The sequence below is a fragment of the Dielma fastidiosa genome (assembly GCF_000313565.1).
GTDB lineage: Bacteria > Bacillota_I > Bacilli_A > Erysipelotrichales > Erysipelotrichaceae > Dielma > Dielma fastidiosa.
The window spans coordinates 332,223-349,909 of the sequence record NZ_HE578927.1 but is presented as its reverse complement, the minus strand read 5'-3'; the positions used below and the strand labels follow the sequence as shown (position 1 = coordinate 349,909).

The window sequence follows — 17,687 nt, the reverse complement described above, 5'->3', positions numbered from 1 at the left end:
GAAAGTGTGCGCGACACATGCGGGATTGACCGTGGGTGAAGACGGCGCGAGTCATCAGTGCATCGAGGATTTAGCAATCATGCGCGCGATCCCGGGCATGAAGGTGTTCCAGCCATGTGACGCGGCAGAAACAAAAGCGATCATCAAAGGTATCGCGGAAATCGATGGGCCATGTTATGTAAGACTGGGCCGCGGCGGTGTAGAAGATGTATTTGATGAGAACTATAAGTTTGAGATGGGCAAGGGAGTTGTCTTAAAGAAAGGCAGCAAGGTAGCCTTGATCGCGACGGGCATGATGGTGCAGGAAGCATTGAAAGCGAGTGAAGAATTAAGCAAGGAAGGCATCGAGCCAACGGTTGTAAATATTCATACGATCAAACCGATCGATGAAGAGCTGATCGTTGAATTAGCGAAGAGCCATGATGTGCTGATCACCTGTGAAGAACATAACGTTGTCGGCGGCTTAGGCAGCGCGGTAGCAGAAGTGGCAGTGAAGCAGGCACCGGTGAAAATGGCAATGGTGGGCGTACAGGATACGTTTGGCGAAAGCGGCACACCAAAGGCACTGTGTGAAAAGTATGGCTTAGACGCAGCGGCAATCGTTAAGAAAGTTAAAGAAGTTTTATAATTACCATGGGACTATCGATCGATAGTCCTTTGTTTTTGCAGCAAATAGCTTTATAAATGGGGCTTGTTACAAAACAGTGCGGATTGCTGATATTGATAAAATGTGTTAATATCAGATTAAAGAGGGGACTTATCTTATTTAAGAATGGAAATCAATGAATTAAATTACTAGTTAGCATATGTTAGAACAGCCCTTGAATGAATTATAGTGAAAAAGAAAGTAAAAAACTAAAGGAGATTAACAATGAAAATCGACAAGGTTCTGAAAAAGCTTTTACTGCTATTTGTATTGTTCTTATCCACTGGTTGTCAGGCAAAACCAGAGAGCAGCTCTTATTTTCAATTAATCAGTTCAGATAATAAATTAATGAACCGCATTGATGACCCACAGAGTGTGATTGATCTGTTTGCACTCCTGGAATCAGCTGACATTGAGGAACAGGCAATTCGTTCTGATTATTACATTTGGCTAAAGTATATGAAGAATGAACAGGTAGAAGTTAGTTATCGGGTGAATATGCATATGAATATGGAGAAAGATGGCCCACAGGAAATACATCTTGTCTTTATTGATAATCAGACAAGTGGTAAAATTAATGTATTAGATAAATCACAAAAAGAAGTCATCAGTCAATTTTTTGAACTCATCGAGTTTGATCCAATTACTGATTATTACCAAAACTGAGAATGATAACAGCTTAAAATTAAGCGTAATAAAAAAACAAGCAGCAAACCATAGAAAGGGTAAGCTGCCTGTTTTAGTATGGAATAAGTGTAAATATATGGTTAAAGACCTATCATTGCTGTTTAACTATAAATGTTGGAAAATGACAAAACTGCGGCATACAGCGTATTTATATGTTAATGCTTCTCAACAATGGAAATATTAAACTTCCAACTGTTGATAGGATTGATTTGCCGGAACTATTCAGTGAGTGATTATTTAACAGAAGAGTTATGAATTTATCATGATGGCGAGTGCTAACAAGTAAATCTTGTGTTATGATTAGAATATACAAGGGGGAAAAACAATGAGAATCAAAACTATATTATCGATTGGTTTTAACGCATTGTGCTTTTTATCGCTGAATGGGTGTCAGTCAAAATCGGTAAGTGTTTCCTTTTTTAGTGCGCATACGAATTTGTTATCACGAATACTAAGTATCTTGATGGGTCTTGCTTTGATAAGCATTATAGAAAAAATCTACATAAAAGGTGATAAAAAGAAATTATTGATAACTATTATTATTGCTGCTGTTCTGCTTATCTTACTTAATGTTTTCTGTTTTTAATTTCAGCTGTAAGACAGAAAGTGTGTGAAGAGATAATTGGTGAAGCATTTACAGATAAAAGGGTAGTGAAGGGAGAAAATTATGAAATGTCCTGTATGTCAGCATGAAATTAAAGGCAGATTTAATCATGTAATCAAGTGTCAGTCTTGCCAGAATAATTTCATGATAAAAATTCATAAATTAAGGTTTGTTTTGATTATGGTTCTGGTTTTGATGCTAAGCGGCATATGCGATGGTATATGTAAAGTGCTTAATCTGCCTTTCATTGTGCAATTAATTGTTCTTTGTTTATTTTTGGGCTTGTTTTTTTATATTTATAAATTAACAGATATGGATGCATGGATCACGAGTATTGAAAAGGCGGAGGATGAAAGGTTTCATTCTAAATAGTGAGTTTTGTTTAGGGTGTCATTAAATGCCGTTTGTTTTGAATCTTCTATATTATAAGAGAAGGATCAGTATGGCTTTGAATGGCTGAATTATTGTTGGATTTGATAATTTATATCATCATAACGTGTTTAATTCTTGTGCTAATTTACGTTGCTAGTATAAGAAAAAGGCAGTCAAATTGATTCAAAAATAGTCGATATTCTGTTTTGAAGTAATAAAACTAGCTCATTTTTTTGCTTTGTTACAAAGAGGGCTTGTTTGCGGTATGATTATTTCTCTAATAGTATTGTAAAATAATATAGAGATTTAATAAAGCAGTGTCATTCATTTCGATGATGGTACTGCTTCTTATGCGTTTATAATACTTAAATATCATATCGGCTAACATTGCAGAAGCTGGAAGATATAGGACTGTTGACAAGTCGTTTATCTACAAAAGTTGGAAAAATGTCTAATTTATCAATTATAAGGTTGGAAAAATGTCATTATCCTATTTTTTGAGGTTGTTTAAATGTTAAAACTGTGGCATACTACGTTTATAATAGCGGAGGCGCATTGTTTATGTTGAATATTACTTCTGCACCAGTTGGCTATTTAAAAACATTGACCATGTATCCGATGGACTTTGAGGAGTTTTTTCAAATTTATAATTTTACAGCTGCCCTTAAAGCATCCTTGCATAAAGCTTTCCTTAATCGGACTCCTGTAAATGAAGCTGTGCATAATCGGATGATGCAGATATTCAATACTTATTTGAATGTCGGTGGGATGCCTGCGGCTGTGCAAAAATTCAGTGAAACAAAAAACCTTGAAGATGTGATGTCGGAGCATGCAGATATTGTTACTCAGTATAAGAAGGACTTTACAAAATACGAAGCAGAAGAAAAGCGTATCTATTTAACACAGATATATGATTTAATTCCAGCAGAGCTTAATAAATCAAACAAAAGATTTATTTTTGCCGATATGAAAAAGGGCCTTCGCTATGAAAAAAGTGCAGAAGATTTTATCTGGTTATCGAGTGCCGGTGTTGCTTTGCCCGTGTACAATGTTAATGAGCCTGCTATCCCTCTTAGAATTAACGAAAACAGAAGTTTGTTTAAATTCTTCTTATCGGATGTGGGAATGCTTACAACTTTATACGGGAAAGCGACCAAGGCGCAGCTTTTATCAGATAATTCCGATATAAATTTTGGTGCAGTTTATGAAAATATTGCAGCACAAGAATTGAAAGCTCATGGATTGACGTTATATTATTATAACAGCAAGCGTTTCGGTGAATTATATTTTGTTGTTGAATATAAGGGAAGGGTACTGCCTATTGAAATCAAAAGTGGTAAGGATTATAAACGTCATAGTGCCCTCAGCAATATTATGGAAATTTCAAATTACTCAATAAATGAAGCTTTTATTTTCACAAATTTCAATGTAGAGGTTAAGGGAAATTACATTTATTATCCAATTTATATGCTAATGTTTATAAACAATGAGGATATTAAACTTCCACCTATTGATATACCTGATCTGTCAGAGCTTTTTGAATAGAAAACTGTGGAACTATTTGGTCGCTGAAAACACTCCTGTTACAAAACAAAGTAAATGGTGATAAGCATTCGATTGTGTTATTATCAAGTTATTGGAAGGGTTATATCATTTATAAGTAAAAGTGTTATGTTTGTGTGCCTTTTATCCAAGTATTAAATATGCCATAGGCATAACGAAAGGGGTGTACTTGATGAATAGATTAAAAAAGCTATTAATTGTATCCTGTTTGTGTTTGCTAACTTCCTGTACGTCTGAGACTGTTTCAGAACCTGAAACAGCTCAGCCAACACCGGTAATAAATCGTTTAACGGACAATTATACTGTTGAAGAAGTAAAACTGCCTGATGAGTTAATACCAAATGATTGGATGAACATTACTTTATTTTACCAGATTAAAGACTATCAATTTAGAGCTTACATACTTAATAAATCAATATCTAATTTATATCCTGTTGAAAGCGTTTATGATTATAACTTGCTAACCGGTGAATTAAACCAAGTCGAATTTAATACTGAAAGTAACATAAGAGTGATGGATATGGTTACTGACAATAACGGGAAAGCATATGAGTTAATAATGCATTATGTAGATAGTGGAGTAGAAAGTTACGTTAATTATGAAGGTAAACTTGTCGAAGGTACAGAGAACTTAACATTAAGCACATATAATATTCGCGGATTTCAAAAATTGAATGATAAACTTTATTTATTACTTGAAAATTCTGTGGATTATGACCATACAGTATGGAATTTGTATGAGTTAAATAATGGTGAAGCTAAAATTGTCTATGATTATGCGACCAATCGCACTTGGGGATTGGATAAAGAGGCAGATGTTGAAGGTATTATTTTACCGCCAATACAAAAAAATAGTTCTCATCAAATGGGTTGGGTCATGCAAAAAGAAGGTAAGTATTTTATACAAGTTTTCGCTGGTGATACAGTGGAGAGCTATGAAGTACCGCTTTGCCCAATGCTTGTAGTATCATTGACTAATGGTATCTACTACACTACTTATGACACTAATGATGAAAACGAAATCATACGTAATTCATTCTATCGATTGAATACAGACACTGGCGAAAGTACATTGATTAGTGACTTAACTTCAGAATTAGGTATGACATATCAGATAAGTGATCAAGAATTTTACTATAATGGACTATTTGAATATGCACCGGTGTGCAGGGCTGAAACTGATGAGTTGAAATGTCGGAAAATAGAAGGTATACCTCTAGCGTCTTATATAAATGGTGTATATAGTATAGATGATAAAACCGATTTGATATATCAAGGAAGTTATAATGATGAAAATGCTGAAGTACCATCTCTTTATTTAATTCATTGGAAATAAAACTTATTAATTAAGAATCAGTATTTATATAAAAGCAAGGTCTAATCAATATTCCTTGCTTTTCATGCGTTTATAACTAATAGGGATTGAATCATTATTTAGTAGTATTACTTTATTTTATCTTTCATACATAAGAAAATAACTCCTAAAAATAGCCTTTGTTTTTTTGACGTATTAATATACCAATGTTATTATCCATTAGAGACTGCTGTTTTTAGTAATGAAGTTAAAATTGGAAAAGTAGCTGAGTTTTATCGAGAGCTTTTTGAAACATGTGCTTCACAAATGGATAAATGTTAGATTTAATGGCGGTTCAAAGGAAGCGATATACTTTGCTAAATATGAGTATGATATGAATACGCTTCAATCGCTAAATCGTTTTGAACGTAATTCATATGAGATCGCTGTATAAATTAATAAAACTTAAGATATAAACCTTGTGCGTGTGATTGAACTAGGTGATCTGCTAGTATACACTGAAGAAATACCTTATGCAGAAAGCATTGCGAAGCTGATTCAGGTAAGGTTAAAAAATTGGACTTAGTATGCTTTTATTTGGATATCAAGTTGGCAAGAGTGTCAATTACGCTACTCTTGATTATGAAATGAATGATATAATGGTAATGGTAAATATTCGCTTGTATAAGCATGGCCTTTTATTAAATGAACCAATAGCTGACGATTTATATTTATTCTTGATTGGGATAATCAGGATTGGGTAAATAATTTATGGGCATCAGGCTTTGTTTATTTAAATCAATAGAGCTTTAGATAAAAATAATCATATTGAGGAGACAATAGGGTGAAAAAAATAAGCAGAATTAGTATTCTTTGCATTAGTATTTTTATATTCGTGATGGCAGCTGCTTTCTCAACAGATTCTTCTTTAACGGTGCTTGTGGAGAACACCGCTGATGAGTATTATGCAGATGTGCTGGTGGACAAGTCACTTGTTAAAGGTGAGATTTCATCAACTATCACTAGTAAAGATACCAGCCAAGAGGTATTAAATGATATGGCAATCATGAGGGATTTTGAATATCAAGGGTTAAAGGCTATGCAGATGAATACCTATATTGAGGAAACGGGCAGACCTTCTAGTTATGTTTGTAAGCATAATGAAAATGGCTGTTTATTTTCAATACCCGCAAAAATGCCGGATACAGTACAGCTGCTTTTAATGGATAGTGAACATAACCTTTATGTATCCGATGAAATAGTACATACTAAGCATAACTATGTGAAAGTGGATTTTAATGCTATGATGGTAACTTATAACCGTAATCAGCAAATTGCATTTATACCTTATCTGATAGGGGCTTTATTGGCGGCTGAATTTATCCTTGGATTCTACTTGCTGCATCATCAGCAGCAGAAGGAGCAATTAGTGGTATCAGATAATGAACAGGTATCAGATTTTATTTTTATGGTTATTTATGGGGCAAGTCTCATGACGCTTATGAATGCCCAATCTATTTTTGGCAGTTTGACATTCGTTTATTTATTTGTTCTTACTGTTTGCCATGGCATACAATGCAGTGGAATATTAAAATATAAAATGGGAATTACATTTGTCAACCTTGCAGTTATTTTATTATTGATGATTAGTAATCCTGTTTTCTGATTGAAAATATCAAGAAATCGAAAGCTGGAAAATGAGTGCTTTATGAGTTAATATGCCGGAAAATAGAAGGAATACCTTTAAAAATAGGTTCATAAAAAGCAAGGAAGTTTGAAATCCTTGCTTTTTCAATGTTTATTAACGTGAAATCCCTTCAGCCGCCAGCTTTTCACGCAGCTTATGCTTGGTAGCTTCATCACAGAATGCCGCATCGACCGCGTTTAATGTGAATTGAATAAGATCATTAGTTGTAAAGCCAATGGCTCTTAATTGATTATGTTCATTCGCTAAACTTGTTTTAGAGAAATTCATATTATCCGTATTAACGGTAATTTTTACTCCCGCCTTAGCCATCTCTCGAATTGGATGGGCGGCATAATTCCGTTCCTCTTTTACATTAGATCCAACACATACTTCAGTGGGAATCTGTTTATCTGCCAGCTCTTTCAGCCATGCTTTATCCTGAACACAGTTGATACCGTGACCGATGCGCCATGCTCCCATTTTAATAGCTTCAGGTACATGTGAGCCTTCACCCATTTCACCGGCGTGAATTGTATAGGGAATGTTTAAGGCTCTTGCTTTTTCAAACAAAGGCGCGTAGTCCATGAATGGCCCTGTGTTTTCATAACCCGCCAAATCAAGGGCAATCCGCTCTCCCTGCTTATAAAACATATCAGTGGCGTCAATTGTATCAAAATTGAGCTTTTCATTAAATGCGGCGCAATCTCCCTTATGCATCATGCAGCAGATTAAGCCGCAGGTAATGTCAGGAAAATCTTTTTCAGCGGCATGAATGCCTTCAAGAACAGCTTCAATTGTTTCTGCCTGTGTCAATCCTTCAAGCATATGCTGCTGAGGGGCAAAACGTATTTCAGCATAAATCAATCCCTGATCGTTTAAGTCGCGGATTGATGTATAGGTACCATCACGCAAATCTTCCTTTGTCTGCAGTACGGCGATTGGAAAATCAAAGCGTTTAAAGCCTTCCTCACGAGTTTTAAAATTAGTGCGGTGCATTTGATCATAATATTGTTCAAAGGTGCATTCAGGTGCTACTACACCTCGTTTTACGGCTATCTGCCAAGCCCAATGCATATTTAAAGAACCGTCAAGATGCAGATGCAGATCAATTTTTGCTGTATTCATAATAGTTAATCTCCTTTACTGAATATTTAAACTATATAATTACTATACCATTCAGCCTTTGCTTAGACAAGGTTAAACAATTATAGCTTATTGAAACTATCTATATAGGAATATAACGCGAAAGAGCCGGATTTCTCCGACTCTCCCAAGTATGCATCCGCAAACACATACCCCAATTAATGTTTACATTATACTGTTCTAATGGAAAAAAAGCAAGCTTATGAGGAGATAATACCACAAATTTTTAAAGAAAATTTTCTAATAAATTCATTCTTTCTTTTAAATCAGGACGTATTACTATTGCTGTAACCTTAATGTTCACCGAATTCTTATAGTCATTGGTTATTTTTTCAAAATTTCTTATGAACGCTTTTATTTCTGCTTTTGATACTTTCAGTAATTTTAAAAAATAGCACATAAGGATAACATAATCGTCAATAGCTTTGAAATTAATATAAGGCAGACCGATTTCAAGTTGTAAACATCGTTTCATTGAATTAGTGGGATCTATACTGCGAAATCTTGTATCAAATAATACTGCGTTGTGGGCGATTGAATTCCTTAAATCTTTAAGCGTATAGATGTATTGATAAATTAACTGTCTATATGTATCACATGAAATATTGAGGCCAAGACGTTTGGAAATATCATCTCTAACTTCATATGTTAGGCAGGATAGAACATGACCTAAGTCACCCATTGTCATTATCTCGAATAATCCCCATACAGGAACATCAGTATAACTCGAATTATTATAAAAATGTGTTATTTTCGGATTATCTCTTTTATAAGCATAAGCAAGATTTGCATGAATTGATTTTTGAAGATTTAATTTATTCTGTTGGAGTTTTTTCCTTTGATCTATGGTGAATGATGAAGGTGAATTATTGTAACCGCTTATAAGTTTATCAAACATATCCTGGATATTTTCTGAATTTGCATTAACCAAAATACTTTCCAGCACAATGTTTTTGACAGCTGTTTCTATAAACATTATTTTTCCATAAAACAATGCTTTTAAAGCTGAATCATATTGAATCGTAGCATATACTTCTTTGTATGTTGTGAAGGGCAATAAATTCTGTGCACACTTAAAAAAACGATAGCCTTTATAGCCATGAAAATACCCTGTATTCATTAATTGTCGTTTTTGTATACTTCCAGAGATTTGAATTTCATTATCGCGTAAATGTCGCATTAAACCATTAATTGTTTTATAACCCATGGAACTCTCCTATGCTTCATCAAAGTCCTATACCATTATATATGCAAAAATAGCACTTTTACCTAAATCATTTATAATTCTGTGATTATATCCTGTTTAATAATTAAATCCTTGCTTGATGAAACGATATTTCGTATGATTGAAGCAGAGGTGAAATAATGAGCGTATTAATTAAATTAAGAGATTTTGCAAATTTACCGGAAGCTGAACAGGAAGTTAAAAATTTTATATTAAAATATCCTAAGCGGGTACTGGAAATGACAACAGCTGAAATTGCTCAGGAGACTTACACATCAAGCGCTACGGTTGTTCGTTTATGCAAGCGCATCGGGGTTGGCGGTTTTAATAAGCTGAAGCTTTTGATCGCAAAGGAAAATGAAGTGTTTGATAATATGAATCTAGAGATATTAGATACCACAACGATTAATAAAAATGACACTGAGCATGAAATCATCGATAAAATTACAAACATTGATTTAAAATCGATTGAGGAAACCCGAGTGCTTGTTGATATTCATCAGCTGCATGAGGTAGTGGAATTAATCAGAAAGGCTTACATTCTCGATTTCTTTGGTGTTGGTTCTTCCCATGTTGTCGCATTGGATGCCACATATAAATTCATGCGGGTAGGTAAGAATATCGCTAACTATGCGCTGTATGACCGGCAGTATGTGCAGGCGGTCAATGCTGATGCTGACCATTTAGGGATTATCTTCTCTTATTCAGGGGAAACCAAGGAAATGGTGGAAATCGCTAAGATTTTGCGTCAGAAGGGAATCAAGGTAGTTGCTGTTACATGCAGCATCGGCAGCTCATTATCCAAAGCATCTGATTATAATCTGACAGTCAGCAGCAAGGAAACAATTTTTAGAAGCGGTGCGATGTCATCACGCATTTCATCGCTTTATATTGTGGATCTGCTTTATGCTCTTTACTGCCGCGCTGATTATGAGCGGGCTGCAGAAATGATTAATAAGACCAGAATCGGCGGTTAATATTTCATAATATGAAATTACATTTCATATTGCATATAATTAATTGACATTATATTTCGTATATTTTAAGATGATAGCAAGGAGGCAGAAAGATGATAACAGTTGCCAGAATTGATGAAAGAATGATTCACGGACAGGTAGCCTATGCGTGGCCGGTAGCTTATAAAAGCGATGCTATTTTAGCTGTCGATGATGAAATTGCCAAGGATGCATTTCAGAAATCGCTGCTTGAAATGGCGGCTCCTAAAAGCATGCGCTGCTTTGTGCTGACGATTGCGAAGGCGGTTGAATTTTTAGCCAAGTATCAAAATAAAAAAATCTTTATTGTTGCGAAAAGTCCCGCGACATATTTAGAAATGATTAAGCTTGGTGCCGTGATTCCAGAGATTAATGTAGGGGGTATTTATTTTGCGGAGGGACGCTCACAGATCAGTAAAACAGTCTATGTTGATGATGCGATGATTGATGTATTTAAGCAATTGCATGCATTGAATGTTAAGCTGGAAGTAAGAGCTACACCTTCAGACACATCACAGGATTTAATGTCATTACTTTAGAAAGGGGTAATTTATAATGGGAATTACAACAGCATTGTTGCTGAGTGTTTTTATTGCACTTATTATTACTGAAAATTATGGTTATGGTTATTGGATGATTTCCAGACCGATCTTTGCAGGGCCGATAATTGGTTTGATAATGGGCGATCTGCCAACCGGTTTAATTGTCGGCGGCAGTGTTGAATTGATGTATATGGGTATCCTGCCGATCGGCGGCAGTGTTCCGCCTAATGCGCAGATTGCCGGTATGCTGTCTACGGTATTCGCGATTACCAACGGCGGTAATCCGGAGGTTGGTATTGCCTTGGCGCTGCCGATTGGTTTATTGGCTCAGTTGTTGATTATGTTTGCTTGGAATATTAATATACTGCTGATGCACAGAGCGGATAAGTATCTGGCGGACGGCAATATCAGACAGGTTGAACTCACACATCTTTCAGGGCTGGTAATTTTCTTCTTCGTATTCTTCATTCCAACCTTCCTGGCAATTCATTTTGGTTCGGATTTTGTAAACAATGTTGTTAATGCGATGCCGCCGTTATTGACTGATGGCTTGAAGATAGCTTCCGGTATTCTGCCGGCAGTAGGTATGGCTATGCTGCTGAAAATGATGAATATGAAGAAATATTGGCCATTCTTCATGATTGGCTTTGTATTAGCGATTTATCTTGGCTTGAATGTTTTAGCAATATCATTAATTGCCTTTGGCGTTGCGGCAGCAATCTACATCATGCGCAGGGACAGCAAGCAAAATGATGAATTTGGTTTTGATGATGAGGAAGTAATGCCTGTTGAAAATGAAGCCGGCTTGCTGACTGATAAAGAATTGAAACAGACCTTCTTCCGTTCATTCTTCTCAATGACGAGTATCAACTATGAACGTTACTGCAGTCTTGGATTCTGTTATGCCATGATTCCAGCATTAAAGAAATTATATACAGATCCTGATGAGCTAAAGGCTGCCTTGCTGCGTCAGAATGAATTCTTTAACTGTCATCCATATACAGGAAATGCCGTATTAGGTGTGACATTGGCTTTAGAAGAACAGCGGGCAATGGGCAAACCAATCAGCGCGGAAGCTATTTCATCAACAAAGGCGGCATTGATGGGCCCGCTCTCCGGTATCGGTGATTCAATCTTCAAAGCAACCTTTATGACAATCTTTGCGGCTATCGGTGCCGGGCTGGCATTAGACGGCAATGCTTTTGGTCCAATTCTCTTTATTGTACCTAATGTTTTGCTGAATGTGTTATCCCGCTGGTATTTCATTAAATATGGTCATAAGCTGGGAACTAATATTGTCAGCAAGATGAAACAAAGCAGTCTGCTGGACAGCTTTGTAGAAGGCTCTACCATTGTTGGTATGATGGTTGTCGGCGCAATGATCAACGGCTTTGTTAAGCTGAATGTAGCTTATGCATGGACATTTGGTGAAAAGGAAATTATCGTACAGAGTTTAATAGATTCACTGATTCCATCATTGCTGCCATTATTGCTGGTACTTGGTTTCTATACGATTTTAAATAAGAATAAAAAAGGCATGTATATTTGTGTAGTATTAAGTTTTGTATTGGGTATTGTGGGAAAGGCGATAGGTTTATTCTAAATGGAAAAAGAAGCATTATTAAAACAAATTAAAGGACGATTGATCGTATCGTGTCAGGCCCGTGTCGGCTGGGCAATGTATGGGGCGGAAATCATGGCTTGTTTTGCGGCGGCGGCGGCTGAGGGCGGTGCTGCAGGTATTCGGGCGAATGGTGTTGACAGCATCTTGGCAATCAAAAAGAAAGTGGATCTGCCGCTGATTGGCTTGAATAAAGAATGGATAACCGGTTATCCGGTCTATCTTACACCAACCTATGCGCATGCGAAAGCAATTCTTGATGCCGGGGTTGACGTCTTGGCGATGGATGCGACGGATCGCCTGCGCCCTAATGGTGAAACAGCGGCCAGTATTTTGAAACAGATTCGTGAGCATTATCCCAACGCGTTAGTAATGGGTGAAATTTCAACGCTGGATGAGGCAAAGAATATCTTGGATATGGGCTTTGATTTTATATCGACGACACTGAGCGGTTATACTAAAGAAAGTGAAGATGTTAAATCGGTGAATCTTGAGTTAATTAAGGATATTCATGCCATTACCGATATTCCAATCATTGCGGAGGGCAAGATTAAAACCGAAGATGAAGCTGTACAGACGCTGGCAGCCGGTGCGTTTGCGGTAGTTGTAGGGACATCAATCACCCGTCCGGAAATTATAACCAAACGTTATGTTGACAGTATTGCCAAATATCATGAAGGAGAGCATTATGAAGATACAGTTAGATAAGCTGATGACGGAGCAGCAAAATCCCGATACGATGTCCATTGATCGGATGAATAGCTATGAGATCGTAAAGGCGATCAATAATGAAGATAAAAAGATTGCTTTAGCGGTTGAAAAGGAGCTGGCATCGATTGCTGAACTTGTTGATGCCTGTGCTGAGCGGTTATCAAAGGGCGGCCGTATTCTCTATACAGGTGCCGGTACCAGCGGCCGCTTAGGCATTCTTGATGCCAGTGAGTGTCCGCCAACCTATGGTGTCAGTGATCAATTGGTACAGGGACTGATTGCCGGCGGCCTTGAGGCAATATTCAAATCTAAGGAAAATGCGGAAGATGACCGCGAAGCCGGCATTGAGGATCTTAAAAGCATCAATCTATGTGAGAAAGACGTTGTTATTGGTCTAGCTGCCAGCGGCCGTACCCCTTATGTAGCCGCCGGTCTTGAATATGCCAATTCCATCAATGCTTATACAGGATCGATCAGCTGTGTTAAAAACAGTGAAATCGGCAAAATTGCCAAAACAGCGATTGATGTTGAAACCGGCCCTGAGGTGGTTACTGGCTCAACAAGAATGAAAGCCGGTACCGCGCAGAAAATGGTGCTGAATATGATATCGACAGGTACAATGATTCGGCTTGGCAAGGTGTTTAATAATCTGATGGTGGATATTCAGCCAACAAATGCTAAATTAATTGAACGTTCAAAACGCATCTTAATGCTGGCTACCGGCTGCGACTATTCCCGTGCCGAAACATTGATTGAGACAAGCAATCATGATGTAAAGGCGGCAATCTGTATGGAATTGTCAGGTCTGTCATTGGATGAATGCCAAAAATTGCTGGCTGAAAATGGCGGCAATATCTCTGAATTACTGCATCAGCTGCAGAAATAAAACAAGGGGAGATCATCAGATCTCCTCTTTTATGTTGAATTTGTAATTTGCATATCATTATATTAATATGGTAAAGTAATTACATAGGAGTAAGCGATGAAAAAACAAAAAATTAAAATTAAGGGGATACCGTCAATAATCTGGGGTGAAGCAAGTGAATTCTGTGTACTGGCAGTTCATGGCAGTATGTCACACAAAGAGGATCGCATCATTGAAATATTAGCAGCAGCGGCAGGCAGCAAGGGCTGGCAGGTATTAAGCTTTGATTTACCTCAACATGGTGAACGCCAAGGAAGTGATGCTTTATGTAAGCCGCAGGATTGTGCAGCTGAACTAAAGGAAATCATGGCTTATGTCCAAACACACTGGCAGCAGCTTCAGCTTTTCGCGGTGAGCTTAGGTGCTTATTTTTCCTTGCTCGCCTATCCTGATGAAGCGCTGAAACAGGCTTTATTTCTGTCACCGGTAGTAAATATGCAGCATCTGCTTGCTGATATGATGCAGGCCGCCGGCGTTGACAGCGATAATTTAAAACAGCGTCAAATCATTCCGTTGGATAACGGGCAGACATTATATTGGGATGTTTATACATATGTGAATGAGCATCCAATTCATACTTGGCCGCATCCCACAATGATTCTTTATGCTGGGCATGATTATCTTGTCAATAAAGCAGATATTCTGTCATTTCACCAAAAATTTCCTGGGAAATTGACTATTTATGCCGAAGGAGAACATTTCTTTCATACGCCAAAACAGCTGCAAAAGGCGGCTGATTGGCTGTCTGAGATGCTTTAATAATAGAATAAAAGGAGGGATTTAATGGCAAAGTATGCGGTAATGATTCATGGCGATTTCGATGAGTTTAATGATTATCTTGCGAGAGCAATTGCCGGCAGCAGTCTGTCTGCCAGTAAAGAGGACAGCCATGAATTTATCTGTCCCAATATGCGCTGCAAGGTACAGGTTTTTGAGCGATACAGCGCTTTTGGTTCTAATCGAGTCAGTATGAATGTAACCGTAGTGGGTATCGGCAATGAGCTGCAGATTGCCGGAATTACGGCAGGCGGCAGTCAGGGTGTATTGTTTAAATTTAATACCGTGGGAGAGGAGAATTTCCTTTATAAGCTGAAAAATGCGGTTGAGGATTATAAAAAATTATATGAAAAAAATTATTAAACCAATTCAGCCGGTAAAAATAAAAAAACCGCCGGTATTGCCAAAGGATGAGAATAAACAGAAGCAAACAAGAAAGGATACCCAATGATTCGGATATCCTTTTCTTTTATTTAAGCTTTATTTCTTTAGCTAAGGTATCGGCAATTTCATCGACAATATCACTGCTGAAAGGATTACTCATGCCGGCTTGTGACAGGGCATCAAGATAATCAACATTTAAAGTGAAGTGAGAAAGCTTCTGATAAGTATCTAAAGCTTTGCTGCGGTCAATGACAGCATCACGCCAGATTTCAAGAGCGCTGATTGCCGAGGTCGCATAACTGATATAATAAAAAGGTGTTTCAAAATGATGATGGATTTCAATCCATTCATAATAGACTGGATAACCATAATATTGTTCATAAAGATCACCATGCAGCTGATTGATTTCATCAAGGGTCATGTCAGGATTTTCATAAACACGCTGCTGAAATTCATCTTCAACACAGCCCTGAAGTACAGAATTAACCAGATTTTGAAGTAAATCGATTTTCATCAGTTCAGCATTTTTGCCATACATTTCTTCATAGCTTTCCATCATCAATACTTCTAAGCCCTGTGAATGAACCTCCGCAAGATCAAGATTATTGCCATCATTCCATATTGATTCATGCATCAGATAGAAATTGTTGTAATGACCGAATTCATGAAAGAGCGTTGAAGCGTCACGATATGCTGAAGTATTAATAAACATGTAAGGGCCATATCCATTTAATATGGTTGAATAACCCGCCTGCATCATTGAAGGCTGATTATCAAGAATATAAGTATTAGATGCCAGCATGAAATTTAAAGCTTCCTGCATTTCCTTTGGAAACTCTGCCTGCAGACGTTCATAAAGATAAGGAATGCTGTCTTCAATCATAACGGTAATATCCGCTTTCGCGTCACTGATGTCATAATAATATTGATCATCAATAGTGGCATATAAATTTGATAATGAGGCTTTTACTTTATCGGCAAAAGCGGCAGCATCTTCTTTTGTGAAATCACGGCCTAAAAGATCATAAGCATAATCGGTATAGCTTTCATAACCAAGCGTATGGGCAATTTCCATGCGCACCTGAATCAATTCGCGGTATAGCTCACCAAGAACCTTGTTTTTCTGTTCATAGATTGCATAGTAAGGTTCACTGACATTGGAATCTGTAAAGTCAAGATCATTAAGGCCTACTGTTTTACCTTTATATTCAGTTGTATAATCCGCAACCAACGCTTTGCTGTACTGCTGAATCAGCTCTGTTTCTTTTTCAGACAGCGCTTCAATTGCCGGTGAATTTAATTTGCTGTTAATCTCATAACGTTTAATGAATTCTTCACCCCAGCGTTTGGTAAAGGCATCTTTATACTCTGATGCAAGGATTTCGCCGGTGAGGGTATTCATGCGGTTATCAAATTTTGTATAGAAATTATCAAGCGTATTGACTTCACCCTCATAATATTCATCACTGAGATCCATATCACTTCTAATGCTGGCCAATGTATCCATAACTTCTAATTCTTTGCATTTAGCCATGATTTCATCGTAAAGGGCAAGCAGCTCCTGTTCTTTGCCGGTTTGTGCACACAGCGCTAAGCCTTGATCAAGCAGGGAGTTGATAGCATCTAAATCAGGTCTTTCGTAAGTAAAATCATTAAAGCGGAAGGAGACTGATTCACTGTCGATGATGGGCTCTGGCGGCGCTGTTGGAGCAGGAGCTGACTGACAGCCGCTCAATAGCATGAGGCTGAGACTTAATGCGGTAATAAATCCTTTTTTTAAGTTCATGAGTTTCCCTTTCTTATGCCTGCTGCAAGTCATTTAAGACTGGCTGATAATTAGGCAAGCTGGATAGTTGCAGCTTCTTCTTTAGCTTGGTGGTCACCTTCCATGAGGGTTAGCTCAGAATATTTATCATTGGTGAAAATAACCATCACAGCCATGTCATAACCTTTAGCTTTTAAGGCTTCTAGATCAATACCAATAATCGGATCACCGGCTTTAACCGTATCATTAATTGCTGCCAGACGTTTAAAGCCTTCGCCTTTTTCGTTGACGGTATCAATGCCGATGTGGACTAATACCTCAAGACCATTTGACATTGTTAGACCAAAGGCATGGTTTGTATCAAAGATCATGCTGATCTTTCCGCTCACTGGTGAATAAATCGTATTACCTGTCGGTATGACGGCGAATCCATCACCCATCATTTTCTGGGCGAAGACTGGATCGCTCACTTCTGTGATTGGTACTACTTTACCATCAGCGCATGTCAATACGGATGTTTTTGCTTTTTTAAATAGATTGAATTTCATATAATTGTTTCCTTTCTTCCCAATATCTATTATTATACCATTTTTATTATAAAATAAAGAATGATTATTAAAAGGATAAATTAAATGAATTGCATAAAAGAACGAAATTTGTTGTGTGATAAAACAAAAATTAAACAGCTTTATCATTTAACTCATGCTTAGTAAATGATATAATACTGGCAGACGGAGGTAATAGGT

The 17,687-nt window shown here is 37.3% G+C and carries 17 protein-coding genes; 13 read left to right on the top strand and 4 right to left on the bottom strand.

Features of this window, described 5'->3' with window-relative positions; genetic code table 11:
* From DAHG_RS19475 to DAHG_RS11550, 6 genes are all read left to right on the top strand, one after another.
* Positions 1 to 628: transketolase family protein (locus DAHG_RS19475; protein ID WP_022938502.1), on the top strand; the 628-nt coding region annotated here is incomplete at its 5' end.
* 243 nt (positions 629 to 871) lie between these two features.
* Positions 872 to 1,312, top strand: a complete 441-nt coding sequence (locus DAHG_RS11575; protein WP_022938520.1) for a hypothetical protein — start codon at positions 872 to 874, stop codon at positions 1,310 to 1,312.
* A 346-nt stretch (positions 1,313 to 1,658) separates the two neighbouring features.
* Complete coding sequence (locus DAHG_RS11570) at positions 1,659 to 1,919, top strand: hypothetical protein (protein WP_022938519.1); 261 nt, start codon at positions 1,659 to 1,661, stop codon at positions 1,917 to 1,919.
* A gap of 951 nt (positions 1,920 to 2,870) precedes the next feature.
* The gene (locus DAHG_RS19470) at positions 2,871 to 3,854 is read left to right on the top strand and encodes an ATP-binding protein (protein ID WP_022938517.1); all 984 of its coding nucleotides are present in this window, start codon (positions 2,871 to 2,873) and stop codon (positions 3,852 to 3,854) included.
* A 190-nt stretch (positions 3,855 to 4,044) separates the two neighbouring features.
* Complete coding sequence (locus DAHG_RS11555) at positions 4,045 to 5,208, top strand: hypothetical protein (RefSeq protein ID WP_022938516.1); 1,164 nt, start codon at positions 4,045 to 4,047, stop codon at positions 5,206 to 5,208.
* 802 nt (positions 5,209 to 6,010) lie between these two features.
* Positions 6,011 to 6,832, top strand: a complete 822-nt coding sequence (locus DAHG_RS11550; protein ID WP_022938515.1) for a hypothetical protein — start codon at positions 6,011 to 6,013, stop codon at positions 6,830 to 6,832.
* A 135-nt stretch (positions 6,833 to 6,967) separates the two neighbouring features.
* Here DAHG_RS11550 and add read toward each other — a convergent pair whose 3' ends face one another.
* Both add and DAHG_RS11540 read right to left on the bottom strand, forming a co-directional pair.
* Positions 6,968 to 7,978, bottom strand: a complete 1,011-nt coding sequence (add, locus tag DAHG_RS11545) for an adenosine deaminase (protein WP_022938514.1) — start codon at positions 7,976 to 7,978, stop codon at positions 6,968 to 6,970.
* Between the two features lie 244 nt (positions 7,979 to 8,222).
* On the bottom strand, positions 8,223 to 9,203 hold the full coding sequence (locus DAHG_RS11540; protein ID WP_022938513.1) for an Abi family protein: 981 nt from the start codon (positions 9,201 to 9,203) through the stop codon (positions 8,223 to 8,225).
* Between the two features lie 158 nt (positions 9,204 to 9,361).
* On the opposite strand from DAHG_RS11540, the gene DAHG_RS11535 reads away from it, so the two are divergent.
* The 7 genes from DAHG_RS11535 (at position 9,362) to DAHG_RS11505 (ending at position 15,155) form a co-directional block, all read left to right on the top strand.
* Complete coding sequence (locus DAHG_RS11535; protein WP_022938512.1) at positions 9,362 to 10,198, top strand: MurR/RpiR family transcriptional regulator; 837 nt, start codon at positions 9,362 to 9,364, stop codon at positions 10,196 to 10,198.
* Positions 10,199 to 10,290: 92 nt separating this feature from the next.
* Positions 10,291 to 10,755, top strand: coding sequence for a PTS system mannose/fructose/N-acetylgalactosamine-transporter subunit IIB (locus DAHG_RS11530; protein WP_022938511.1), 465 nt, complete (start codon positions 10,291 to 10,293; stop codon positions 10,753 to 10,755).
* Between the two features lie 16 nt (positions 10,756 to 10,771).
* Positions 10,772 to 12,361, top strand: coding sequence for a PTS system mannose/fructose/sorbose family transporter subunit IID (locus DAHG_RS11525; RefSeq protein ID WP_022938510.1), 1,590 nt, complete (start codon positions 10,772 to 10,774; stop codon positions 12,359 to 12,361).
* On the top strand, positions 12,362 to 13,087 hold the full coding sequence (locus DAHG_RS11520; RefSeq protein WP_022938509.1) for an N-acetylmannosamine-6-phosphate 2-epimerase: 726 nt from the start codon (positions 12,362 to 12,364) through the stop codon (positions 13,085 to 13,087).
* Entirely contained in the window at positions 13,068 to 13,976 is a 909-nt protein-coding gene (murQ, locus tag DAHG_RS11515) for an N-acetylmuramic acid 6-phosphate etherase (protein WP_022938508.1), read from the top strand. Before DAHG_RS11520 ends, murQ begins: the two co-directional genes overlap by 20 nt.
* A gap of 96 nt (positions 13,977 to 14,072) precedes the next feature.
* Complete coding sequence (locus DAHG_RS11510) at positions 14,073 to 14,774, top strand: alpha/beta hydrolase (protein ID WP_022938507.1); 702 nt, start codon at positions 14,073 to 14,075, stop codon at positions 14,772 to 14,774.
* 24 nt (positions 14,775 to 14,798) lie between these two features.
* On the top strand, positions 14,799 to 15,155 hold the full coding sequence (locus DAHG_RS11505) for a DUF6054 family protein (RefSeq protein ID WP_022938506.1): 357 nt from the start codon (positions 14,799 to 14,801) through the stop codon (positions 15,153 to 15,155).
* A 106-nt stretch (positions 15,156 to 15,261) separates the two neighbouring features.
* Here the strand turns inward: DAHG_RS11505 and DAHG_RS11495 are convergent, their stop codons facing one another.
* Complete coding sequence (locus DAHG_RS11495) at positions 15,262 to 16,962, bottom strand: gluzincin family metallopeptidase (RefSeq protein WP_022938504.1); 1,701 nt, start codon at positions 16,960 to 16,962, stop codon at positions 15,262 to 15,264.
* A gap of 50 nt (positions 16,963 to 17,012) precedes the next feature.
* Positions 17,013 to 17,489, bottom strand: a complete 477-nt coding sequence (locus DAHG_RS11490) for a PTS sugar transporter subunit IIA (RefSeq protein ID WP_026880956.1) — start codon at positions 17,487 to 17,489, stop codon at positions 17,013 to 17,015.
* Positions 17,490 to 17,687 lie beyond the last annotated feature (198 nt).